At 65.3% G+C, this 21457-nt stretch carries 23 protein-coding genes and 1 tRNA gene; 11 read left to right on the plus strand and 13 right to left on the minus strand.

Annotated features, from left to right (window positions below):
- Position 1: 1 nt before the first annotated feature.
- The 4 genes from T8S45_RS06115 to T8S45_RS06130 all read right to left on the minus strand — a co-directional run bounded on the left by T8S45_RS06115 (position 2) and on the right by T8S45_RS06130 (position 3350).
- The gene (locus tag T8S45_RS06115) at positions 2–1513 is read right to left on the minus strand and encodes a sensor histidine kinase (protein ID WP_407654931.1); all 1512 of its coding nucleotides are present in this window, start codon (positions 1511–1513) and stop codon (positions 2–4) included.
- Positions 1461–2141 (minus strand): response regulator transcription factor, encoded by a 681-nt coding sequence (locus T8S45_RS06120; RefSeq protein WP_188642079.1) that lies wholly within the window; start codon positions 2139–2141, stop codon positions 1461–1463. The genes T8S45_RS06115 and T8S45_RS06120 overlap by 53 nt, the downstream gene beginning before the upstream one ends.
- Before the next feature lie 100 nt (positions 2142–2241).
- Positions 2242–2541, minus strand: a complete 300-nt coding sequence (locus T8S45_RS06125) for a PepSY domain-containing protein (RefSeq protein ID WP_188642080.1) — start codon at positions 2539–2541, stop codon at positions 2242–2244.
- Positions 2542–2618: 77 nt separating this feature from the next.
- Positions 2619–3350, minus strand: coding sequence for an SIMPL domain-containing protein (locus T8S45_RS06130; protein WP_322295041.1), 732 nt, complete (start codon positions 3348–3350; stop codon positions 2619–2621).
- 109 nt (positions 3351–3459) lie between these two features.
- On the opposite strand from T8S45_RS06130, the gene T8S45_RS06135 reads away from it, so the two are divergent.
- Together T8S45_RS06135 and T8S45_RS06140 are read left to right on the plus strand one after the other, a co-directional pair.
- Positions 3460–5040 (plus strand): amidohydrolase family protein, encoded by a 1581-nt coding sequence (locus tag T8S45_RS06135; protein ID WP_322295042.1) that lies wholly within the window; start codon positions 3460–3462, stop codon positions 5038–5040.
- Positions 5041–5084: 44 nt separating this feature from the next.
- Complete coding sequence (locus tag T8S45_RS06140; RefSeq protein WP_322295043.1) at positions 5085–6884, plus strand: ABC-F family ATP-binding cassette domain-containing protein; 1800 nt, start codon at positions 5085–5087, stop codon at positions 6882–6884.
- A 3-nt stretch (positions 6885–6887) separates the two neighbouring features.
- Here T8S45_RS06140 and T8S45_RS06145 read toward each other — a convergent pair whose 3' ends face one another.
- Complete coding sequence (locus tag T8S45_RS06145; RefSeq protein ID WP_322295044.1) at positions 6888–7148, minus strand: hypothetical protein; 261 nt, start codon at positions 7146–7148, stop codon at positions 6888–6890.
- Between the two features lie 75 nt (positions 7149–7223).
- Here T8S45_RS06145 and T8S45_RS06150 point away from each other — a divergent pair, with 75 nt between their 5' ends.
- Positions 7224–7937, plus strand: a complete 714-nt coding sequence (locus tag T8S45_RS06150) for a CDP-alcohol phosphatidyltransferase family protein (RefSeq protein ID WP_322295045.1) — start codon at positions 7224–7226, stop codon at positions 7935–7937.
- Here the strand turns inward: T8S45_RS06150 and T8S45_RS06155 are convergent.
- Positions 7922–8395, minus strand: a complete 474-nt coding sequence (locus T8S45_RS06155) for a DUF6456 domain-containing protein (protein ID WP_322295046.1) — start codon at positions 8393–8395, stop codon at positions 7922–7924. The two genes, T8S45_RS06150 and T8S45_RS06155, sit on opposite strands and share 16 nt — an antisense overlap.
- An 81-nt stretch (positions 8396–8476) precedes the next feature.
- On the opposite strand from T8S45_RS06155, the gene T8S45_RS06160 reads away from it, so the two are divergent.
- Positions 8477–9049 (plus strand): helix-turn-helix domain-containing protein, encoded by a 573-nt coding sequence (locus T8S45_RS06160; RefSeq protein ID WP_322295047.1) that lies wholly within the window; start codon positions 8477–8479, stop codon positions 9047–9049.
- Positions 9046–10233 (plus strand): glycosyltransferase, encoded by a 1188-nt coding sequence (locus T8S45_RS06165; RefSeq protein ID WP_322295048.1) that lies wholly within the window; start codon positions 9046–9048, stop codon positions 10231–10233. Before T8S45_RS06160 ends, T8S45_RS06165 begins: the two co-directional genes overlap by 4 nt.
- On the opposite strand, the gene secF is transcribed toward T8S45_RS06165, so the two are convergent.
- From secF to yajC, 3 genes are read right to left on the minus strand one after another with little or no spacing between them, the layout of a single operon-like run.
- Positions 10230–11207 carry a protein translocase subunit SecF gene (gene secF / locus T8S45_RS06170; RefSeq protein WP_322295049.1) on the minus strand — a complete coding sequence of 326 codons (978 nt, stop codon included), beginning with the start codon at positions 11205–11207 and terminating at the stop codon, positions 10230–10232. The genes T8S45_RS06165 and secF overlap by 4 nt on opposite strands.
- Before the next feature lie 13 nt (positions 11208–11220).
- Entirely contained in the window at positions 11221–12834 is a 1614-nt protein-coding gene (gene secD, locus T8S45_RS06175) for a protein translocase subunit SecD (RefSeq protein ID WP_322295050.1), read from the minus strand.
- Positions 12835–12849: 15 nt separating this feature from the next.
- Complete coding sequence (gene yajC / locus T8S45_RS06180; RefSeq protein WP_322295051.1) at positions 12850–13188, minus strand: preprotein translocase subunit YajC; 339 nt, start codon at positions 13186–13188, stop codon at positions 12850–12852.
- A gap of 221 nt (positions 13189–13409) precedes the next feature.
- Here yajC and T8S45_RS06185 point away from each other — a divergent pair.
- The 3 genes from T8S45_RS06185 to T8S45_RS06195 all read left to right on the plus strand — a co-directional run bounded on the left by T8S45_RS06185 (position 13410) and on the right by T8S45_RS06195 (position 15474).
- Positions 13410–13486: transfer RNA gene (locus T8S45_RS06185), tRNA-Pro, on the plus strand.
- A 151-nt stretch (positions 13487–13637) separates the two neighbouring features.
- Complete coding sequence (gene gdhA / locus T8S45_RS06190; protein ID WP_322295052.1) at positions 13638–14990, plus strand: NADP-specific glutamate dehydrogenase; 1353 nt, start codon at positions 13638–13640, stop codon at positions 14988–14990.
- 70 nt (positions 14991–15060) lie between these two features.
- Positions 15061–15474 carry a holin family protein gene (locus T8S45_RS06195; RefSeq protein ID WP_322295053.1) on the plus strand — a complete coding sequence of 138 codons (414 nt, stop codon included), beginning with the start codon at positions 15061–15063 and terminating at the stop codon, positions 15472–15474.
- 21 nt (positions 15475–15495) lie between these two features.
- Here the strand turns inward: T8S45_RS06195 and T8S45_RS06200 are convergent, their stop codons facing one another.
- The 3 genes from T8S45_RS06200 to T8S45_RS06210 all read right to left on the minus strand — a co-directional run bounded on the left by T8S45_RS06200 (position 15496) and on the right by T8S45_RS06210 (position 18131).
- Positions 15496–16374, minus strand: coding sequence for an aspartyl protease family protein (locus tag T8S45_RS06200; RefSeq protein WP_322295054.1), 879 nt, complete (start codon positions 16372–16374; stop codon positions 15496–15498).
- Between the two features lie 136 nt (positions 16375–16510).
- Positions 16511–17383, minus strand: coding sequence for a hypothetical protein (locus T8S45_RS06205; RefSeq protein WP_322295055.1), 873 nt, complete (start codon positions 17381–17383; stop codon positions 16511–16513).
- A 1-nt stretch (position 17384) separates the two neighbouring features.
- The gene (locus T8S45_RS06210) at positions 17385–18131 is read right to left on the minus strand and encodes a hypothetical protein (RefSeq protein ID WP_322295056.1); all 747 of its coding nucleotides are present in this window, start codon (positions 18129–18131) and stop codon (positions 17385–17387) included.
- Positions 18132–18396: 265 nt separating this feature from the next.
- Here T8S45_RS06210 and T8S45_RS06215 point away from each other — a divergent pair, with 265 nt between their 5' ends.
- The 3 genes from T8S45_RS06215 (at position 18397) to accC (ending at position 20778) form a co-directional block, all read left to right on the plus strand.
- Positions 18397–18831: a type II 3-dehydroquinate dehydratase gene (locus tag T8S45_RS06215; RefSeq protein WP_322295057.1), complete on the plus strand. Its 435-nt coding sequence runs from the start codon at positions 18397–18399 to the stop codon at positions 18829–18831.
- A gap of 129 nt (positions 18832–18960) precedes the next feature.
- Positions 18961–19422, plus strand: a complete 462-nt coding sequence (accB, locus tag T8S45_RS06220; RefSeq protein ID WP_188643143.1) for an acetyl-CoA carboxylase biotin carboxyl carrier protein — start codon at positions 18961–18963, stop codon at positions 19420–19422.
- A gap of 6 nt (positions 19423–19428) precedes the next feature.
- A complete protein-coding gene (accC, locus tag T8S45_RS06225) occupies positions 19429–20778 on the plus strand; it encodes an acetyl-CoA carboxylase biotin carboxylase subunit (protein ID WP_188642100.1) in 1350 nt (449 codons plus the stop codon).
- Positions 20779–20811: 33 nt separating this feature from the next.
- Here the strand turns inward: accC and T8S45_RS06230 are convergent, their stop codons facing one another.
- Positions 20812–21288, minus strand: a complete 477-nt coding sequence (locus T8S45_RS06230; protein ID WP_188642101.1) for an Lrp/AsnC family transcriptional regulator — start codon at positions 21286–21288, stop codon at positions 20812–20814.
- Positions 21289–21457 lie beyond the last annotated feature (169 nt).

Genomic DNA, 21457 nt, shown 5'->3' on the forward strand with positions numbered 1-21457 from the left:
ATCAGTCGTCGCGCGCATTCTTCGAGCGGGGCAGGCGAAGGACCACGTGCAAGCCGCCGAGGTCCTCGCTCTCGAGCAGCTCGGCGCCGCCGCCGTAGATCTCCGCCACGTCGCGCACGATCGCGAGGCCGAGGCCGGTGCCGGGCTTGCCGGTGTCTAGCCTCGCGCCGCGATCGAAGATCCGGATGCGGTCCTTTTCGGGGATACCGAGCCCGTCATCCTCGATCCAGATGTCGCAGAAATCGGGATCGTCGGGCTGCGCGTCGACCGTAACGAAAACCGAACCGCCGCCATACTTGGCGGCATTCTCGATCAGATTGCCGAGGATTTCGTCTAGATCCTGCCGCTCGATCGCGACCAGCGCCTGCTTGTTGCCGTCAAGGTCGAAGCGGGTGTCCTCGTAGAGCCGGGTCACCGCGCGCAACACGCTTTCGGCACTCGGCCAGACCGCGGCGCGCGACAAGCCGGTGGCGCGCCGCCCGACCGCGCGGGCGCGGGCGAGGTGGTGCTCGACCTGGCGTTGCATCACGCGGGTCTCTCGGTGGACCAGCTTGGAGAGGTCGGGATCGCGCGCGGTCGCCGCGTTGACCAGCACGGTCAGCGGGGTCTTGAGCGCATGCGCGAGATTGCCCGCATGCATGCGCGCTTCCTCGGCCTGCTTTTCCGAATGCGCGAGCAACCCGTTCAATTCGGTCACCATCGGCTGGACTTCGAGTGGGAGCGGCTCGGTGACGCGGTGCTCGTCGCCCCCGCGCATGCGCTGGATCGCACGCCGCACGCGCCGCAGTGGGGACAGGCCGTAATAGACCTGCAGCCAGGCGAGCAGGACCAGCCCGAAACCAAGGATGATGAACGACCAGAACAGGATCGAGCGGATCTCGGCGATCTCGGCCTCGAGCTCGGCGCGGTCGGCGGCGACCGCGAAGGTCCAGTCGCTGGCGCTGCCGGGCAGCGTGGTCGACCGCTCGACGATGCGGAGCCTCTCGCCCTCGAACTGGTCGCTGTTGTAATAGACCGGCTCGGCCTGGGTATGATCGCTGCGCAGGGTCAGCGTGCGGTCCCACAGCGAGCGCGAGGGCCAGGGTTCCTTGTCGGTCCCGTCGATCTGCCAGTAGAGCCCGCTATTGGGTTCGAGGAATCGCTGGTCGCCGAGCACGCGGTTGAACCAGACGTCGCCCTCGGCATCGATTTCGGCCGAGCCGACCATCGAGGTGAGGATGTAGTTCAATCGTTCGTCGAGATTGCGCTCGAGCAGATTGGTGATGGTGCGGTCGAGCGCGAGACCGCCGACCAGCAGCAGGATCGTGATCCACCCCGCCGCGATCAGCATCATCCGCCGGCCGAGCGAGCCGGTGTGTTCGACGGGCTTGTCGCGATCGGGTGCCCCCGACGCCGCCGCCTCGGCCTCGATCCGCGCCTCCTCGCCCCTCGGCGTTACCGCCGCGGCAGGATCGCTCGGATCACGAGGCCCGGGGCGCGTCGGCGGGATCGTCGAGGCTGTATCCGAGGCCACGGATGGTCGTGATGACGTCCGCACCCAGCTTCTTGCGGATGCGGGTTACGAAGACCTCGATCGTGTTCGAATCGCGGTCGAAATCCTGATCGTAGATATGCTCGATCAGCTCGGTGCGGCTGACCACCTTGCCCTTGTGGTGCATCAGGTAGGCGAGCAGCTTGTATTCCTGCGCGGTCAGCTTGACCGGTTCGCCGTCGAGCGTGACGCGTCCCGAGCGGGTGTCGAGCCGCACGTCGCCGGCCACCAGTTCGGGCGAGGTATTGCCCGAGGCGCGGCGGATGAGCGCGCGCAGGCGGGCGATGAGTTCTTCGGTCTGGAACGGCTTGGCGAGGTAATCGTCGGCCCCGGCATCGAGGCCGGCGACCTTGTCCGACCAGCTGTCCCGCGCGGTGAGCACGAGGACCGGGAACTTGCGCCCTTCCTTGCGCCACATGCCGAGCACGGTGAGCCCGTCGATCTCGGGCAGGCCGAGATCGAGGATCACGGCATCGTAATCCTCGGTGCTGCCGAGGAAATGGCCGTCCTCGCCATCGGTCGACAGGTCGACGGCATAGCCATTGCCTTCGAGCGTGGATTTCAACTGCTGGCCGAGCGTGGGCTCGTCCTCGACGATCAGGATCCGCATGGGTCTTGCAATTCCCCGGTTGGGCTTGTGTTCAGAGGCGCAGATGGAGGTTTGCGGATCAATGGTCAATGCGAGCGACATCGGCGTCCTCAGCCGCAAACTACCTGCGGATGCGCAGCACGCGCCCCGTGCGGGCGTCGACATCGACCCACACCACCTGCCGGTCGTCGAAGAATTTCAGGCGGTATACCTTGGCCGAATTGTCCCATTCGAAGGTGATGTATTCCATCCCCTTGCGCTCGAACTGGGGGACCACGCGGCGATGGATTTCATCGAGCGTGAGCTGGCGGCCGGCTCGCATTTCCTTGCGCGCCTCGACCTGCTCGTCGCGCGACTGCGCCTGCGCCGCCGAAGGCAGCGCGAGCGTCAGCGCGAGGGAAAGACCGAGAATGCGAAACATGATGCAAGCGTCCTATCGGGCGAGGCTTGAATGACCAGTGAATACCTCTGCCACCGTCCCGTTCAGGTACAGTCGCGCTAGCGAGTCATCTCGTATTTGAGCCCCAGCGTTACCCCGGTCGCGACTTCGCCCGGTTCGACCGGGACCTTGGCATCGGCCGAAGCTTCGGCGGTGCGCACCGCCATCTGCGGCTGCGGTCCCGGGCCGTAGCCCTGGAAGCTTTCGGACACTTCGAGCAGGCGCACGCCGGAATAGCCAGCCATCCGCGCGAATTCCTCAGCCTGACGCAGGCCGCGCTCGAACGCCCGGCGGCGCGCGGTCGCCTTGGCCTCCACATCGTCCTCGAGCATGAAATTCGGCCCGTAGATGTTGTTCGCGCCCGCACTCACCAGCGCGTCGAGCACCTCGCCCGCACGGTCGAGATCGCGCAGCATCACCTGGACGTTGTTGTTGACCATGTAGCCGGTGAAGACCTGTTGTTCGTTCTCGCGGTCGTAACGGTATTGCGGGTTGAGGTTGAAATTGGCGGTCTGGATATCCTTGCGCTCGATCCCGAGCGCGCGCAGCCGCGCGACGATCCGCTCCATCGCGGTCGAGTTCTGCTCCAGGGCTTCGCGCGCGGTCGGTGCCTGCGTCTGCACGCCGGCGCCGATCTGCGCCACGTCGGGAGCAGAGCGGACGATCTCGTTGACCGAGAGCTCGACCACCGGGTTGGATACCTGGATCTGGATTTCGCCGGCCTGCGCCGGCGCCGCAACCGTGGCGGTGAAGGCGGTGGCGGCGAGAAGCGGAATGGCAAAGCGCAACATGGGCGTGTCTCCTTGATATTGCAGCGATCCTGCACGAGGCCGAATTACGCGCGAGTGAATGCGCGCGTTCCGCTTTCCATCGGCTCGACGCTTGGTTAGGCAGGCGGGCATGACGACCTTTCGCACGATCCACCGCCTGCTCCTGACCTTCGCCGCGCTCGCATGGAGCGGAGCCGCCCTCGCCCAGATGCAACCGATTCCCGACCGTCCTGCGGGCGAAGGCGAAGGACCGTTCGAGAAACTGATCGTCAAAGGCGCGACGATGATCGAAGGTTCGGGTGCGCCGCCCGAAGGCCCGGTCGATATCGAGATCGAGGGCAACCGCATCACCGCGGTCACCGGCAGCGACCGCGCCGACGAGGCCTATGCAGGCGCGCGGGTGATCGAGGCGAAAGGCATGTACGTCCTCCCCGGCTTCGTCGACGTCCACGGCCACAATGGCGATCCGGACAAGGCGCCGCAGCCTTCCTACGGCTTCAAGCTGTGGCTCGCGCACGGCGTAACCAGCGTGCGCGGAGTGTCCTTTGCCGGCGACCTGACCGATCTCGACATGACCCGCCGCAGCGCGGCGAACACGATCACCGCGCCGCGGCTCTATCCCCATGCCGTGTTCGGATCGAAATGGGATCGTGGCACGCCCGACACCCCCGAAAAGGCACGCGAATGGGTCCGCTGGATCAAGCAGCGTGGATATTGGGGCATCAAGTTCTTCAACAACGAGACCCCGCTTGTGCTCGAAGCCGCGCTCGACGAGGCCGAGAAGCAGGGCATCGGCTCGGTCGCGCATCTCGGCCAGCGCGGCCTCGGCGAAGTCACCGCCGAACGCGCGGTCGAACTGGGCATGGACGGGATCACCCATTTCTACGGCCATTTCGAAAGCATCCCGCGTTCAGGCCAGCTTGCCCCCTACCCCGCCGATTATAATTACCGCGACGAGCAGTCGCGCTTCGGCGAGGTCGCCTTGCGCGGCTACAGCGCGGTCGAGTCCGGCAGCGAGGAATGGGACGACTATGTCGATTTCCTCGTCGAGAGCGGCGTGACGCTGAGCCCGACCTTCAACATCTACGTCGCCAGCCGCGACGTGATGCGTGCGCGCAACCTCGACTGGCACGCGCGCTACACGCTGCCTTCGCTGATGGATTTCTACCGGCCGAGCCTGACCAATCACGGCAGCTACTATCACGATTGGGGCACCGAGCAGGAGGTCGCCTGGCGGCACTTCTTCGTCAAGTGGATGGAACTGACCAAGGATTTCCACGATCGCGGCGGTCGCGTCACCGCGGGCTCGGACCCGGGCTATATCTACCAGACCTGGGGCTTCGCCTATATCGGCGAGCTCGAAATGCTGCGCGAGGCAGGGCTCACTCCGCTCGAAGTGATCAAGGCCGCGACATTGAACGGCGCGCGCGAGATCTACGACGCGCGCGGCGAGGAGCCGCCTATGGGCCGGATCGCGGTGGGCAAGCTGGCCGACCTCGTGATCGTGCCCGAGAACCCGCTGGCGAACCTGAAAGTGCTCTACGGCACCGGCCACGACCGCCTGAACCGCGAAACCAACGAAATCGAGACCATCGGCGGCGTGCGCTGGACGATCAAGGACGGCGTGGTGTTCGATGCGCCCGCCCTGCTCGAGGACGTGGCGCGGATGGTCGAGGAGCAGAAGGCGGAGCGAGCGGTGGCGACCGACTGAGCGCGCTTGCTCCCTCCCCGCGCCTCGCCTAAGCGGCGCGGCCTATGGCCGAACCACCGATCTTGTCCTGGGAAGGACTGTCGCTCCAGCAGGGCGGCAGCTGGCTGTTCCGCGATATCGACCTCCATGTCGGGCCGCGCGATCGGCTCGCGCTGATCGGCCGCAACGGCGCGGGCAAGACCACGCTGATGAAGCTGGTCGCCGACCAGATCGAGGCCGATCACGGCAAGCGCACGATCCAGCCGCACACTCGCGTCGTCATGCTGGAGCAGGAGCCCGACTTCGGCCCGCACGACACGTTGATGGACTTTGCGCTGCACGGCGACGACGCGCCGCAGCAATTCGAGGTCGAGGCGATCGCCGGACAGCTCGGCATCGACATGAGCCGCGATGCAAAGACGGCTTCGGGTGGCGAGAAGCGCCGCGCGGCGATCGCCCGCGCGCTGGCACAGGATCCCGACCTCCTCCTGCTCGACGAGCCGACCAACCACCTCGATCTCGGCGCGATCGACTGGCTCGAAAGCTGGCTCCAGCGCTACAAGGGCGCGTTTCTCGTCATCAGCCACGACCGCACCTTCCTCGAGCGCTTGACCCGCGCCACGTTGTGGCTCGATCGCGGCTCGCTGCGGCGCAAGGAAATCGGCTTCGGCGGCTACGATGCCTGGATCGAGCAGGTCTATGCCGAGGAAGCGCGCGCGGCGGACAAGCTCGACGCCAAGCTGAAGATCGAGGCGCATTGGCTCGAGCGCGGCGTCACCGCGCGACGCAAGCGCAACCAGGGGCGGCTCGAGAAACTGTGGCAGATGCGCGCCCAGCGCGCCGCCATGCTCGCGCCCAAGGGCACCGCCAAGCTCGCGATCGAGGCCGACGACAGCAAGACCAAGGCGGTGATCGTGGCCGAGGGAGTCGCCAAGCGCTTCGAGACGCCCGATGGCGAACAGCGCACGATCATTCGCAATTTCGACCTGCGCGTGCAGCGCGGCGACCGGATCGGCATCGTTGGCGCCAACGGTGCGGGCAAGACGACACTCCTGAAGCTGCTGACCGGCGAGATGGAGCCCGACGAGGGCACGGTCACGCTGTCGAAGACGCTGAACGGCGTGATGATCGACCAGCAGCGCGCCCTTCTCTCGCCCGACAAGACGGTAAGGCAGGTGCTCGCCGAGGGCGGCGACTGGATCGACGTGCGCGGCAACCGCAAACACGTGCAGGGCTACTTGAAGGAATTCCTGTTCGATCCCGGCCTCGTCGATGCCAAGGTCGGTACGTTGTCGGGCGGCGAACAGTCGCGGCTGTTGCTGGCGCGCGAATTCGCCCGCATCTCCAACCTGCTGGTGCTCGACGAGCCGACCAACGACCTCGATCTCGAAACGCTCGACCTGCTGCAGGAAGTGATCGCCGATTACGAGGGCACCGTGCTGATCGTCAGCCACGATCGCGATTTCCTCGACCGCACCGTCACGCTCACGCTCGGCCTCGACGGAAGCGGTGATGTCGACGTGGTCGCGGGCGGCTATGCCGACTGGGAGAAGAAGCGGAAGGTTCGAACCGACAACACCGCGCGGTCGAAGAAGAAGTCCGCACCACCGCCGCCACCGCCGCCGCCTCCCCCGCCGGGCAAGCTCAGCTACAAGGACCAGCGCGATTACGAGCTGCTGCCCGATCGCATCGCCGAGCTGGAAAAGGCGATCGCGCGCGGCGAGGAAATCCTATCCGATCCCGACCTCTTTTCGAGCGATCCGGCCAGATTCGAGCGCGTGAGCAAGGGCATCGGCACCGCCCGCGCCGAGAAGGAAGCCGCCGAGGAACGCTGGCTCGACCTCGCCGAACGGGTCGAGGGCTAGAATCTATTCGTCGTCGATCTTCCTACCGAAGATGCTCCCGACGAATGGTTTGGTTTCCTTTGCCTTCCAACCAAGGAATCTTCGTTCGCCTCTCACATCGACAGGATCGAAGATGAACTGCCAGATCACCAAGGCAATGATGATCGCAACCGTTGCTTCGAGCGGCATTCCGAAGAACGTCGAGAGGAACACCAGTAACGCCAAGGCGAAGTACAGGCGACCTCGTGTCTTGCCCGCAAGGCCAATTCGGTCGGGAGCCATCATCCATTCTGCCTAAACCATTGCCGCGAACGGGCCAATAGCTTGCACCCGCAGCACCACTCCGCGATAGGCGCTGTCATGAGAGTGTCACGGGACGAACCCGACAAGATCGAACGGATCCAGCATACGCTGGTGACCCGCGCCGAACGCGCGGCGCTCGACTGGCTGTGCACGCGGCTGCCCCGATGGGTCACACCCGACAAGCTGACCCTGCTCGCGATCCTCGCCGCGGTGGGGATCGGGCTGTGCTACGTCTTCGCCGAGAGCGAACCGGTGCTGCTGTGGGTCGCGATCGGCCTGTTCGTAGTCCACTGGTTCGGCGATTCGCTCGACGGCAGCATTGCGCGCCATCGCAGCATCGAACGACCCAATTACGGCTTCTTCATCGACCACAGCTCGGACATGCTCGCCGGGCTGCTGATCCTCGGCGGATTGGGGCTCAGCCCGTTTGTGAAGCTCGAGATCGCGCTGCTGACGCTCGCCGGCTACTACCTCGTCTCGATCCACACCTTCCTGCTCGCCAAGGTCACCGGCGAGTTCCATCTCTCGCATGGCGGCCTCGGCCCGACCGAGATCCGCATCGCCTTCATCCTCGTCACGATCTGCATGATCGTGTTCGGCACCGACGTGCCGCAATGGCGCGGCTTCAGCCTGTGGGACGGCATCGTCGCCGCCTGCGGAGCGCTGATGATCGCGATCTACGTCACGCTCACGATCGCGATCGGCACCCGCCTGTCGGGCGAGGACAAGGCGCGTCTGGCGAAGAAGCGCGCCGATCAGGAAACGCGATAAAACCCCGCGACCCGGTCGAGCGCGAATTTGAGCACCAGCTTGCCGCTGCGCGCGGGCCAGGCGAGCGCCTTTTCGGCCGCCGGTAGCCCTTCGCCCGCGCAGGCCACGCGCCACAGCACGTCCGACAACCCGCTGCCCGCCGCCGCCATGGCGCCGTCGAAGCGCGCCTTGGCCGCCAGCTGGCGTTCGGTCGGATGGAGTTCGCGATCCGAAGCCGTCCCTCTTATGCGGACCGGATCCCACCGCATCGTCACCCCCGGCGCGAGCTGCGCGCGCTCGTAATCGGCGCGCAACCGCTCACCCGCCTCGAACTGCCGCTCGCTCAGGTGGCCGCGCGCATGAAGCCAGGTCAGCGGCGATTCGGCGAGGTTGACGGTCGCGCTGCGGCGTCCGCGGCGCGGTCTGTTGCGGGTCGCACCTTCATTCGTCAGTTCGCGTTCGGCCAGCACTCTCTTCATGCGAATCTCCTTCGCAATCGACTTGCCAAATCGGTTACATTGTAGGAAAGAAGAAACCGTATCTGATCGGAAAGCCGCCATATGATCAACCGCATCCGCGCCATTCGCAAGGACAAGGGCCTAACGCTCGCCGAAGTCGCGGAGGCCTGCGATCCGCCGACCACGGCACAGACGATCGGCCGGCTCGAAACCGGCATGCGCAACCTCTCGATCAAGTGGATGGACCGGATCGCTGCCGCGCTGGGAGTCGAGCCCGAAACGCTCGTCCGGTCCGAACAGGCCGCGCATCCGCAGATCGTCGCCCGGCTGACCGACGGCGGGGCCGAAGCAATCGCCAGCCAGCGCGACGCGATCCTGCCGACCGACCTCGGAGGAGGCGGCGCGCTGATGGTGCTCGCGATCGAGACCAGCCAGGGTGAATATCGCGTGGGCGACCAGCTCTGGATGCGGCAGATCGATCCCGACGAGGCGCAGCGCGCGGTCAATCGCGACGTGCTCGTTCCGCGCAAGGGCGGGCGTTACGCTTTCGGCCGGCTGATCGACCGCCAGGGCAGCCGCGTCGGCCTGCTCCCGCCCGGCGCGGGCGAGCGCCAGATCGTGATCGACAGTCCGCCCTGGCTCGCGCTCGCCGAAATGGTGGTCCGCAAGCTGTGAAGCGCGTCCTCACCGTCTCCACCCTCTATCCCAACACCCACCGACCGCGCTTCGGCGCGTTCGTCGCGCGCTCGATGGAAGCGCTGGCGAAGTACACCGAATGGGAAGTCACGGTCATCAACCCGATCGGTGTCCCGCCGGTGGCGCTGGGTGAATATGCCGAACTGAAGGAGGCTGCGGTCGACAGCGTGGACGGCGGTGTGCGGGTGCTGCGCCCGACCTTCCCGCTGATCCCCAAGGTCGGCGCGCGGATCAATCCGTGGGCGATCCGGCGGTCGGTCCTGCCGATCGCCGAACGGCTCCATGCCGAACGCCCGTTCGACCTGCTCGACGCGCAATTCCTGTTTCCCGACGGACCGGCAGTGGCCGGCCTCGCCGAGCGGCTCGGCCTGCCCTTCTCGGTCAAGGCGCGCGGCACGGACGTGCATTACTGGGGGCTCGGCGGGCACAGCAAGAAGGCGATCCGAACCACGCTTGATCGCGCCGCAGGGGTGCTCGCGGTGAGCCAGGCGCTGGCGCGCGACATGCAGGGCCTCGCTCTAACAAGGCGTGGGATCGGGGTGCATTATACCGGTCTCGATCGCGACCTGTTCCGCCCGCTCGACCACGATTCGATGCGGCGGATGATCGTCGAGGAGTTCGGCCTGGCTATGCCCGACGACGAGCCGCTAATGCTCGGGGTCGGAGCGCTGCTGCCGGTCAAGGGTCACGATCTATCGATCCGCGCGCTCGGGCTGCTCGAACGGGGCCATCTCGCCCTGCTCGGCACTGGCGATCGGCGCGACGCGCTGGCAAGGCTCGCGCAGGATGAAGGGGTAGCCGATCGGGTCCATTTCCTCGGAGGGGTATCGCACGACCAGCTACCAGTGCTGCTGTCGGCCGCCGAAGTCATGGTGCTGCCCTCGCAGCGCGAAGGGCTCGCCAATGCCTGGGTCGAGGCGCTCGCCTGCGGCACGCCGATCGTCATCCCCAATGTCGGCGGCGCGCGCGAGGTTGTGCGCAGCAGATCTGCCGGACGCATCGTCGAGCGCACGCCCGAGGCGATCGCACAGGGTATCCGCGCGGTGCTGCTGGATCGGTACACGCGCCGCGAGGTGGCGGAAACCGTCGAGCAATTCGACTGGCGGGCCCATGCCGAAGCACTGGCCCGCCATTACGATGAGCTGATCGCGCGACGCGCCTAACCGAGGTCGCGCGCAGCCTTTTCCTGCCGGTCGAGCTCGGTTTCTTCCGGCACGAAGCTGTGCGAATCGACCCCCAGCCAGATCAGGATCGGCGCGGCCATGTAGACCGAGCTGTAGGTACCCACGAAGATGCCGAGGAAGATCGCGGCGGTGAGGCCGAACAACGCCTCGGGTCCGAACAGCAGGAGCGGCAGCAGCGCAACCAGCAGCGTCAGCGAGGTCATCACCGTCCGCGCCAGCGTCTCGTTGACCGAGAGGTCGAGCAGTTCGGGGATCGGCATCTTGCGATACTTCTTCAGGTTTTCGCGAATGCGGTCGTAGACGACGATCGTGTCGTTGAGCGAATAGCCGATGATCGCGAGGATAGCGGCGATGGTCGTCAGATTGAACTCCATCTGGAAGATCGCGAACATCCCCAGCGTCAGCGAGACGTCGTGGAACAGCGCGAACAACGCGCCCACGCCGAACTGCCATTCGAAACGGATCCAGATGTAGAGCGCGATCGCCAGCATCGCGACCAGCAGCGCGAGCTGCGCCTGGGTGAAGAACTCGCCCGAGACCTTGCCCGAAACGTTGTCGTTGCCGTCGAGCCTGAAATCGGAGAACTCGCTCTCGAGCGAGCCGACCACTTCGTTGGCGATGCGCTGCGCCGCTTCCTTGTCCTCGGCGACTTCGTCGGGCAACCGGACGCGGATCGAGACCTGGTTGGGCTCGCCGAAGCGCTGGACCACGGGCGAGCCGTAGCCGAGCGATCCCACCGTTTCGCGCACCTCGGCCACCGGCGCCTCGGCGCTTTCGGTGAAGGTCGCGCGCACTTCCTGGCCGCCGGCGAAATCGACCCCGTAATTGAGGCCATTGGTAGCGACCAGCGCCCAGCTCGCGACGATCAGCAGCACGCTGACCACGTAGAACGGGATGCGGTATTTCAGGAATTTGATGTTCGTGTCGTCGGGGACGAGCTTGAGCAGTTTCATGGGGCCGTCCTCCTTAAATATGCAGGTCGCTGGGGCGCTTCTTGCGCAGCCACATCGCCACCCACATGCGGGTGAGGACGACGGCCGTGAAGACGCTGGTGAAGAGGCCGATCACGAGCACGACGGCGAAGCCGCGCACCGGGCCAGAGCCGAACAGGAACAACAGCACGCCGGCGATGAAGTTCGTGACGTTGGCATCGTAGATCGCACGGCTCGCTTCCTTGTAGCCGTTCTCGACCGCAGCGACGACGCGCCTCCCTCGCTTGCGCTCCTCCCGGATACGCTCGTTGATAAGCACGTTGGCGTCCACCGCTGCACCGATCGTCAAGACGAAGCCGGCGATGCCGGGCAGCGTGAGCGTGGTGTTGAGGATCGCCATGATGCCGAGGATCATCACCACGTTGATGACGAGTGCGGCAGTCGAATACATCCCGAAACGGCCATAGGTGACGACCATCAGCAAGATCACGAGCAGCGACCCGATGCCCATCGCGAGGATACCTGATTCGATCGAATCCTGGCCGAGGTCGGGACCGACGGTGCGCTCCTCGACGATCGCGAGATCGACCGGCAGCGCGCCGGAGCGCAGCGAGATCGCGAGGTTGTTGGCGCTTTCGACGGTGAACCCGCCCGAGATCTGCGCCGTCCCGCCGAGGATCGGTTCGTTGATGTTCGGAGCCGACAGCACCTGGTCGTCGAGGATGATCGCGAATGGCCGGTTGACGTTTTCGCGCGTCAGCTTGGCGAAGCGCTGGCCGCCCGAGCTGTCGAAGGTGATGTTGACCACCGGTTCGTTGGTCTGCGGATCGAAGCTCTGGCGCGCATCGGTGAGCGTGTCGCCCTTGATCCCGCCGAGACGGCGCACGGCGAGCGTCGCGCCTTCGTAATCGCTGCCCGGTGCGCCGGGGAGGATCTGGCTACCCGGACGGGCGATGCCGGCCTGCGTGTCGGCGGCCGAGGCCTCGACGTCGACGAGCTTGAATTCGAGGCTCGCGGTCTGCCCGAGCAGCGCCTTCAATTCGCCCGGGTCCTGCAGGCCGGGGACCTGCACGACGATACGGTTGTCGCCCTGGCGGATGATCGTCGGCTCGCGCGTGCCGAGCGCGTCGATACGCTTGCGTACGACCTCGACCGCGGTTTCCATCGCGTTATTGACCGCCATGTCCATCCCCGCCTCGGTCGGCGTCAAGATCATGCGCTGGCCGTCGACCACGCGGATCGTCCAGTCGCGCTGGCCGGTGAGGCCCGCGCCGGTAGTGAGTGGCTCGATCAGGTCTCGCGCCCGGTCGACGTCGACCGGGTTCTCGATCATGAAGCTGAGCCGCCCGTCACGACGCGAGATGTCGCCGATGCGGATGCGCGGATCGGCGCGCCGCATCTCGGCGGTCACGCTTTCCTCCATTGTCTCGAGACGCTGCGCGGCGACCTGGCTGCGCTCCGCCTCGAGCAGGATGTGGCTACCGCCGGCAAGGTCGAGGCCGAGATTGACCGACTGGTCGTAGGCGGCCTTGAGCGGATCGGGATAATCCTGACCGGTTAGCGCGAAGAAACTGGGCACCGCGGCGAGGCATGCGACGAGCGTCAGCCCCCATAGCCAGATGCGCCTCCACTGGGGAAAATCGAGCATTCTTCGGTCCGTCCCTTAGTCGTTCGCAGCTTTGGCGCCGCCCGGGGGTACGATGTCGGCGATGGTGTTGCGCACCGCCTTCACCTTCGTGCCGCCGCCGAGATCGATATCGACGTAGTCGTCGTCGACCTTGATAACCTTGCCGATGAGCCCGCCGGCGGTGACGACCTTGTCGCCCTTCTTGATCGAGCTGACCTTGTCGTAATGCGCCTTCTGCTTCTTCATCTGCGGGCGCAGGATGAAGAACCACAGGATGCCGAACATCAGGATCCACGGCACCGCCGCGACGTACCAGGGCGGATCGCCCGCAGCACCTGCGGTGGCCACGAGCAGCGACAATTGATCGGAAAGCATGAAGGCTGGGCTCCCTGGCTCAGTTCTAGTCGGGTTGGACGCCGAAGCGGTCGAGCAGGGATGTGGGTGGCACGCCATCCCCTGCCAAGCCCCGTCCCGGCGAAATTTCGTGGGCCGCGACTAGCAGCATTGCCAATCGCCTGCAACGCGGTGCCGCACGGGTTGCGAAGCGGCGCTTGAAAAGGCGAACGACCCGGTCTAGAGGCGCGCTCGTTCCAGGTCGGGACGTAGCGCAGTCTGGTAGCGCACCACACTGGGGGTGTGGGGGTCGCTGGTTCGAATCCAGTCGTCCCGACCATCGGAACCCTCCCCCTCCCTACATTCCCGTCCCGTCGCAATCCTTCCCGGTGCGCAAGCGCGCGGCCTTGCTGCGCCGCCCAATCCCTTTGCCCGGACCTCCCGCCCTACTGGCGCGTTGGGAGGGCAAAAAAGCGAACGAGGAACCGGGAATGAGCAAGACCGCGCCGAAGCTGGAAACCTTCATGGAGGGGTTGCGCGAGCGCAATCCGGGACAGGAGGAATTCGTCCAGGCGGTGCACGAGGTCGCGCACGACATCTGGGGCTGGATCGCGGACAAGCCCGAATATCACGAGGCCGAGATCCTGCGCCGGATCGCCGAGCCCGACCGGATCGTATCGTTCCGCGTGTGCTGGGAGGACGACGAGCACAATATCCGGGTCGAGCGCGGGTGGCGGGTGCAGAACAACAACGCGATCGGCCCCTACAAGGGCGGCTTGCGGTTCGACGAATCGGTCAACGAAAGCGTGCTCAAGTTCCTCGCCTTCGAGCAGACCTTCAAGAACTCGCTCACCGGGCTGCCGCTGGGCGGCGGCAAGGGCGGCGCGAACTTCAACCCCAAGGGCAAGTCCGACGCCGAGGTGATGCGGTTCTGCCAGAGCTACATGACCGAGCTGTTCCGCCATATCGGGCCGCATACCGACGTGCCGGCGGGCGATATCGGCGTCGGCGCGCGCGAGATCGGCTACCTGTTCGGTCAGTACAAGCGGCTCACCAATCGCTGGGAAGGCGCGCTCACCGGCAAGGCGCTCGACTATGGCGGCTCCGAATTGCGGCCCGAGGCGACCGGCTACGGCGCGATCTATTTTCTGCGCGCCGCGCTCGAACAGGCGAAGGACGGGCTCGACGGCAAGACCGCGGTCATCTCCGGCTCGGGCAATGTCGCGCTCCACGCCGCGCGCAAGCTGGTGAGCGAGGGTGCGAAGGTGGTCACGCTGTCCGATTCGGACGGCTTCGTCCACGATCCCGACGGGTTCGACGACGCCAAGCTCGACTTCGTGTTCGACCTCAAGCTCGAACGGCGCGGGCGGATGTCCGAATATGTCGACCAATTCAAGGGCGCGAGCTTCCATGAGGGGGAGAACCCGTGGAACGTCGCATGCGACTTGGCGCTACCCTGCGCGACGCAGAACGAGCTCGACGAAAACGACGCCAAGACGCTGATCGAGAACGGCGCGGTCGCGATCTGCGAGGGGGCCAATATGCCGAGCACCACCGCGGCCGCCGACCGCTTTCGCGATGCCGGGCTGATTTTCGCACCGGCCAAGGCCGCAAATGCCGGCGGGGTCGCGGTCTCGGGCCTCGAGATGAGCCAGAACGCCGAGCGCGTCAGCTGGGAGAGCGAGAAGCTCGACCGGATGCTCACCTCGCTCATGTGCGACATCCACGACAAATGCGCCGCCTACGGCGAACGGGACGACGGCAGCGTGGATTATGCCAGTGGCGCGAACATCGCCGGGTTCAAGAAGGTCGCCGACGCAATGCTCGCCTATGGTGTGGTCTGACGGTTAAATAGTTTTCCTACATGAACCGTTTTGGTTATCTGGTGCGCTTTTCCATTTCAGGAGCAGCACCATGGGTATCATAGAATCGCTGATCGGACCGATCGCCGCCATCATCGACAAGGTCATCCCCGACAAGGAAGCGCGCGAACGGGCCAAGCTCGAACTGATCAAGCTCGAGGGCACGCAGGAGATGGACCTGGTGCGCGCGCGGCTGGAGGCGATCGTCGCCGAGGCCGGTTCGCGCGATCCCTGGACCAGCCGCGCGCGCCCGTCCTTCCTCTACGTCATGTACACGCTGATCCTGTTCGCGCTGCCGATGGGCGTGCTCAGCGCCTTCGATGCGCGCATCGCGCTCGATATAGGCAACGGCATCACCGCCTACCTGCGCGGCCTTCCCGACGAGCTCTACGCGCTCTTCGGCACCGGCTATCTCGGTTACACGGCCGCCCGCCAGTGGGGGAAGGTCAAGGGCGTCGAGCGCTAGCGCCCCCGCCTCGGCCCGCGCTCAATCACAGGTCGGGGCATCGGCCTCGGGCATGATCGACACCCGCCGGTTGCGCCAATCGACGCGGACGGTCTGCCCGGCAAGCCCCTGCGATCCGAGCTGTCCCGAATCGTAGGCTCCCGGCCACCGCACGGCGGTGATCGGCAAGGTCGTATCGCCGTATCGGACGGCGCCGGCGAGGCGGCCTTCGATCACTTCGAACGCGCCAGATACGGTCATCGCGCGGCCCTTCACCTCGGGCTCGCCCACGATCGCGAGCTTGCCGGCGGTTTCGGCGGTGACGAACAGCCGGCTCGCCAAATTGCCGGTATCGAGATGCACCTCGGCGGGCACGCCGCCGATATCGAGCGTCAGCACCGGGATGCCGTATTTGTCGAAGGGAACCGTGCTCCCCTTGTCGAGCTTTAGATCGGTCGCGTGCAGCACCCCCCGCTCGTAATCGAACGCCGCCTGCATGTCGGCGAACAAGCCGTTGCCGATGATCCCGTCGAACATCTGCCCCTTCGGGCCGATCTCGGGCATTTCACCCAGTCGCCGATCGCTGAAGGTGATCGCGCCGAGCGTGAAGGACTTCGCCCCGTAGAACGGTACGCCTCCGGTGGGATCGTCCTCGCCTTCCGACGGGACCGAACCGACGACCGGCAGGCCCAACTCCTGCGCGATTTCCGGCTTGATCCAGCCATCATATTCGGCACCCGTATCGACCAGGAAGGTCAGTTCGCGTCCGTTCACGCTGACGCGCACCAGCGGCTTGCCGGCTTCGAGCCAGGGCACCGTGGTGCAGCGGTAGGCGGTCGGCTCGACCGGGACGGTTTGCGCGGAAATCGAGGTGCAGGCGGCGAGCGCGACGAGCGCGGCGGAACTGGCAATCGGCTTCATCGACCGAACTCCGTGGTTGTCCGGAGCCGATTATGCGTGGCTCGATCGGCAGGCACCTGCAATCCGCCGAACCGTCGCCGCGGGGCGACCAACCGCCCGTCCGGCGCGCGGCGGGTTTTTTGCCGACGGCCGGACGTTACCGGGGTTGTTCGACCTCGACGACGAGGTCGGTCTCGAACATCATCCCTTCGGTCGATGTCGCAACCCCGGGCTCGATCGTCGCAAGCCGATAGGTGCGGGTCTGTCCGTCCGGCAGGACGATCTCCCCATCCTTCGCGAACAGCAGGTTCAATTCGCCCTGCGCGATCTCCCGCGCCAGTTTCTCGAAGGGGATCGTGAACCCAACGGTGAACCATTGAAAATGCCCGCGCATTTCCAGCCCGATCCGATCGGGCGATACCAACGCGATGCGATAGCGGGGAAGGCCGTCGGGGCCATCGATGAAGGTCACCCGGGTCAGGATGGAAGGGCGCGCAGTGGCCGTGATCCCGATATTCCCGCCCACGCTCGGTCCGCAGGCCACCCGGTAATTGCCGGCGACCTGGGTTCGCCCGTCGATTTTCAGGTCGGTGCGCAAATCGAGGCCCTGTTCGGTCGGATCGATCGCAAAGCGGCCGATCTCGAGATCGACCTTGGTCGAATTGGCCTCATGGACCCATGCGCGCTTGCCGTCGCGTCGACGCCAGCCGCCGGGAATGGTGAACCGACATTCGTGCTCGACCTCGTACACGTCGCCGTCGCGTGAGGTCTGGCGAAACTCTATCGTCCGCTGATCGCCCGGGCGTGCCGAAAAGCTCTCCGCCCAACTGACGAGCGGCCGGTAGCGCATTCGGGCCCTGATATCTTTGCCAGCGCCCCCGATATCCGCCGTCGCCTCCGTGATCTCCCGTTCGACCGACTGGACCCGGGTTTCGATACTCGCGATTTCGCGCTCGAGGCCGCCGGTGGAAGCACAGCCGCCCAGCACCGGCGCGAGCGACAAGGTGAGGACCATCAACCGTCCAGACATCTCAAATCCCCTCCACATTGGCGAATAGATGGATCCCGTTTTCGAGGAACAGGACGTTGTGAACCACGAATCGCCCCCGGATTTCCGTTGAGGGAAACGACAGGTTGCCGCGTATCCAGCTGTCCCGGGTCGTCTTGATCGGCCCCGAATCCACCGAATTCGCGGGCTTGCCGAAGGCGAATTCGCGGGCCAGCGGGAGCCGGGCGGCAGGCAGCTTCTCGGTAAAGCGCGCGGCCTCCAGCGACAGCAGCGATCGCACGAACTTGCGCTTGGTGAAATCGAACGGACCCCAGCGGACCCGCGGCACGATACGGGTCGCGACAATCCGGGCCAGCAATTCGTCGGGCCGGGCAAGATCGCCTTCGATCACGAGCCGGCTGTCCATTTGCAGCTCCGCAATCAATCCGTTGCCGACATCGCGTGCCTTCGCCGCCAATTCGATTTCCGGGCTGCCCGGGCGGAAGGTCATTTCGACCTTGTCGACGGTCAGCTCGATCGGGCGGTTCGACGCGACCACTTCGACGGTATTGCCTTCGACCCCTTCCAGCAGGCGGGTGAAGACATCGGCATCCAGCGCAAGATAGAGGTCGTAGCGCGTCGGGTCGAAACTGCCCTGTTCAACACCGCCCCTGATCGACAATGCCTGTTGCTCGATCTGCAGCAGCCGCTCGCGCTTCAATTCCAGCAATGCTCGATCGGTCGAACAGCCGGCCAGCGCCAATGCCATCAGGCAAATGCCAAATCTCATGCCCCATCCCCCGTGCCTGCAGGCATCGTCTCCACCTGCCCGGCCACCCTATTTCGTCTCGCATCGCCCGCCAGACGAGATCGAACCATTTCGGATCGGGAAGGCACCGCCAGCTCCGCTTCATTCGGCAGAAAGCGACCGGATCACCGATGTTTCGTTTGGAAAGCTCGGGATCAGGGTTGCGCCGATCCGATATGGAACGACCGGAGATCGAGCTTTCGGCGCTGCCCCTGTTGCTTTCGCAGCGATCGGGATAAGGGACGGCATGACCAACCTCGTCTACGTCCTCAACGGACCCAATCTGAACCTGCTCGGCCTGCGCGAACCGGAAATCTACGGCTCGGACACGCTCGACGATATTGCCGGGATGCTCGAGGACCGGGCGCGCGAGCTGGGGCTCGAAATCGAGGTCCGCCAGACCAATCACGAGGGCCACCTGATCGACTGGCTGCACGAGGCGCAGGCCGAGGGGGCGAAGGCGGTGCTGCTCAATGCGGGCGGCTACACCCACACCTCGATCGCGCTGCACGACGCGATCCGCGCTATCGAAACCCCGGTGATCGAGGTCCACCTGTCCGACCCGGCAAAGCGCGAGGAATTCCGCCATCGCTCCTATGTCGGCATGGCGGCGCGCGCCTCCTTCGCGGGCAGAGGCGCGCGCTCCTATCTCGAAGCGCTGGATTCCGTAGCGGAATTCTGACCCTCCATCGGGCACGATCCGGCTCGCCCCTCTTGCCAGCACGGCGCGCACGGCGCATAGCGCCCCGCCTATCGCAGCATCCTATCGCAGCAAACAGGGACATACATGGCGAACTCCAAGCAGAGCGGCATGAATATCGACAGCAAACTCGTCCGCGAACTCGCGGAATTGCTGGGTGAAACCGGCCTGACCGAAATCGAGGTCGAGGACGGCGAACGCAAGATCAAGGTATCGCGAGGCGGCATGGTCGCCGCGGCCCCGCAGCACTTCGCCGCGCCAGCCCCGGCACCTGCACTCGCGCCCTCTTCCGCCCCGGCGGCGAGCGACGCGCCCGCGCCGGCCACCGATGGGGCCCCCGCCCACGCGATCAAGTCGCCGATGGTCGGCACCGTCTACCTCGCGCCCGAGCCCGGGGCGGACAATTTCGTCAAGGTCGGCGACAAGGTCGAAGCCGGCGACACGCTGCTGATCGTCGAGGCGATGAAGGTCATGAACCCGATCACCGCGCCCGCATCGGGTACCGTCAAGCAGCTGCTGGTCGACAATGCCCAGCCGGTCGAGTTCGACCAGCCGCTCGCCGTCGTCGAGTAAGCGATTATGTCCGTTACCCGCATCCTGATCGCCAATCGCGGCGAAATCGCGCTGCGCATCCACCGCGCCGCGCACGAGATGGGCATCGAGACGGTAGCAGTGCACTCCACCGCCGACGCCGACGCGATGCATGTGCGCCTGGCCGACCACGCGGTGTGCATCGGCCCGCCGCCCGCGACCGACAGCTATCTCAACGTCGCCAACATCATTTCCGCAGCCGAGATCGCCGGGGCGGATGCGATCCATCCGGGCTACGGTTTCCTGTCCGAGAACGCCAAGTTCGCCGAGATCGTCGAGGCGCACGACATCACCTGGATCGGGCCCAAGCCCGAACATATCCGCACGATGGGTGACAAGGTGCAGGCGAAGAAGACCGCGGGCGAGCTGGGCCTGCCATTGGTCCCGGGCTCCGACGGCGCCGTCTCCGACTACGACGAGGCGAAGAAGATCGCCGCCGAGATCGGCTATCCCGTCATCATCAAGGCCGCATCGGGCGGCGGCGGACGCGGGATGAAGGTCTGCGAGGAAGAGAGCAAGCTCGAGACGCTGATGAAGCAGGCCGGGAGCGAGGCCAAGGCCGCTTTCGGCGACGCCACCGTCTATATCGAAAAGTATCTCGGCAATCCGCGCCACATCGAATTCCAGGTGTTCGGCGACGGCAACGGCAATGCGATCCATCTGGGCGAACGCGACTGCTCGCTCCAACGCCGCCACCAGAAAGTGCTGGAAGAGGCACCCTCGCCCGTCATCACCGATGCCGAGCGCGCGCGCATGGGCGAAGTCTGCTCGAAGGCGATGCGCGACATGGCCTATCGAGGCGCCGGCACGATCGAATTCCTGTGGGAAGACGGCGAGTTCTACTTCATCGAGATGAACACCCGGCTGCAGGTCGAACACCCGGTGACGGAGGCGATCACGGGGGTCGACCTGGTGCGCGAACAGATCCGCATCGCCGCGGGCAAGGAGCTGTCGCACACGCAGGACGAGATCGAGTTCCGCGGCCACGCGATCGAGTGCCGGATCAACGCCGAGGACCCGTTCACCTTCGCCCCTTCGCCGGGCAAGGTCACGCATTACCACCCGGCCGGCGGCATGCATGTGCGCGTCGATAGCGGTCTCTATGCCGGCTATTCGATCCCGCCCTATTACGACAGCATGATCGCCAAGCTGATCGTTTACGGTCGCTCCAGAGACAAGTGCATCATGCGCCTGAAGCGCGCGCTCGAGGAAATGGTGATCGAAGGCGTCAAGCACTCGGTCCCGCTGCACCAGGAACTGCTCAACCAGCCCGACGTGCTGACCGGCGACTATTCGATCAAGTGGCTCGAGGAGTGGCTCAAGGAGCGCGAGGGCTAGCCGAGAGAGTCCCCCTCCAGGGGGAGAGCCGCCTCAATCCAGCGGCACGCCCGGTTCGTGCTTGGTGGTCCGGATCGTCAGGCTGGTCTTCACGCTCGCCACGTTGGGGGCGTTGACGAGGTAGCCGGTGAGAAAGCTCTGGAAGGTCTGGAGGTCTTCGCTCACCACCTTGAGGATATAGTCGATCTCGCCATTGAGCATGTGGCATTCGCGCACTTCGGGCAGCGCGCCGACATGGCTCTCGAACGCTTGCAACGCTTCTTCGGACTGGCTCTTCAGGCTGACCATCGCGAAAACGGTGATGCCGTAGCCCAGCGTGCCCGGATCGAGATCGGCATGGTAGCCGCGAATCACGCCCGCATTCTCGAGTGCGCGCACGCGGCGCAGGCACGGCGGCGCCGTCAGCCCGACCTTTTCGGCCAGCGCGACATTCGTGATCCGTCCGTTGTCCTGCAATTCGGACAATAGCTGGCGATCGATTGGATCGAGATTGGTGACCGGCTTGGTCATGCACGATTCCCCCTATTACACGGCGGCGACACATAAACGCGCTTTCGAACAATTTCCAGCAATAATATTAGCGCTCGTCAAGGTTAACGTCCCGCATTGCTACGTCGGCAAGTGAACGATCCGTCCGATGGAAACCTCATGATAACCCGCGGCGTTGCATAATCGACGC

It is taken from the genome of Pseudoblastomonas marina, from assembly GCF_034374265.1.
GTDB lineage: Bacteria > Pseudomonadota > Alphaproteobacteria > Sphingomonadales > Sphingomonadaceae > Alteriqipengyuania_A > Alteriqipengyuania_A marina.

Bases quoted from the DNA above. Each gene is read 5' to 3' on its own strand.
- T8S45_RS06155 (WP_322295046.1), bottom strand. From the start codon at position 8,395: ATGAAGAGAGTGCTGGCCGAACGCGAACTGACGAATGAAGGTGCGACC.
- T8S45_RS06200 (WP_322295054.1), bottom strand. From the start codon at position 16,374: ATGAAGCCGATTGCCAGTTCCGCCGCGCTCGTCGCGCTCGCCGCCTGC.
- T8S45_RS06205 (WP_322295055.1), bottom strand. From the start codon at position 17,383: ATGTCTGGACGGTTGATGGTCCTCACCTTGTCGCTCGCGCCGGTGCTG.
- T8S45_RS06135 (WP_322295042.1), top strand. From the start codon at position 3,460: ATGACGACCTTTCGCACGATCCACCGCCTGCTCCTGACCTTCGCCGCG.
- T8S45_RS06130 (WP_322295041.1), bottom strand. From the start codon at position 3,350: ATGTTGCGCTTTGCCATTCCGCTTCTCGCCGCCACCGCCTTCACCGCC.
- T8S45_RS06140 (WP_322295043.1), top strand. From the start codon at position 5,085: ATGGCCGAACCACCGATCTTGTCCTGGGAAGGACTGTCGCTCCAGCAG.
- T8S45_RS06210 (WP_322295056.1), bottom strand. From the start codon at position 18,131: ATGAGATTTGGCATTTGCCTGATGGCATTGGCGCTGGCCGGCTGTTCG.
- T8S45_RS06150 (WP_322295045.1), top strand. From the start codon at position 7,224: ATGAGAGTGTCACGGGACGAACCCGACAAGATCGAACGGATCCAGCAT.
- secD (WP_322295050.1), bottom strand. From the start codon at position 12,834: ATGCTCGATTTTCCCCAGTGGAGGCGCATCTGGCTATGGGGGCTGACG.
- accC (WP_188642100.1), top strand. From the start codon at position 19,429: ATGTCCGTTACCCGCATCCTGATCGCCAATCGCGGCGAAATCGCGCTG.
- yajC (WP_322295051.1), bottom strand. From the start codon at position 13,188: ATGCTTTCCGATCAATTGTCGCTGCTCGTGGCCACCGCAGGTGCTGCG.
- secF (WP_322295049.1), bottom strand. From the start codon at position 11,207: ATGAAACTGCTCAAGCTCGTCCCCGACGACACGAACATCAAATTCCTG.
- T8S45_RS06160 (WP_322295047.1), top strand. From the start codon at position 8,477: ATGATCAACCGCATCCGCGCCATTCGCAAGGACAAGGGCCTAACGCTC.
- T8S45_RS06125 (WP_188642080.1), bottom strand. From the start codon at position 2,541: ATGTTTCGCATTCTCGGTCTTTCCCTCGCGCTGACGCTCGCGCTGCCT.
- accB (WP_188643143.1), top strand. From the start codon at position 18,961: ATGAATATCGACAGCAAACTCGTCCGCGAACTCGCGGAATTGCTGGGT.
- T8S45_RS06230 (WP_188642101.1), bottom strand. From the start codon at position 21,288: ATGACCAAGCCGGTCACCAATCTCGATCCAATCGATCGCCAGCTATTG.
- T8S45_RS06195 (WP_322295053.1), top strand. From the start codon at position 15,061: ATGGGTATCATAGAATCGCTGATCGGACCGATCGCCGCCATCATCGAC.
- T8S45_RS06145 (WP_322295044.1), bottom strand. From the start codon at position 7,148: ATGATGGCTCCCGACCGAATTGGCCTTGCGGGCAAGACACGAGGTCGC.
- T8S45_RS06215 (WP_322295057.1), top strand. From the start codon at position 18,397: ATGACCAACCTCGTCTACGTCCTCAACGGACCCAATCTGAACCTGCTC.
- T8S45_RS06120 (WP_188642079.1), bottom strand. From the start codon at position 2,141: ATGCGGATCCTGATCGTCGAGGACGAGCCCACGCTCGGCCAGCAGTTG.
- gdhA (WP_322295052.1), top strand. From the start codon at position 13,638: ATGAGCAAGACCGCGCCGAAGCTGGAAACCTTCATGGAGGGGTTGCGC.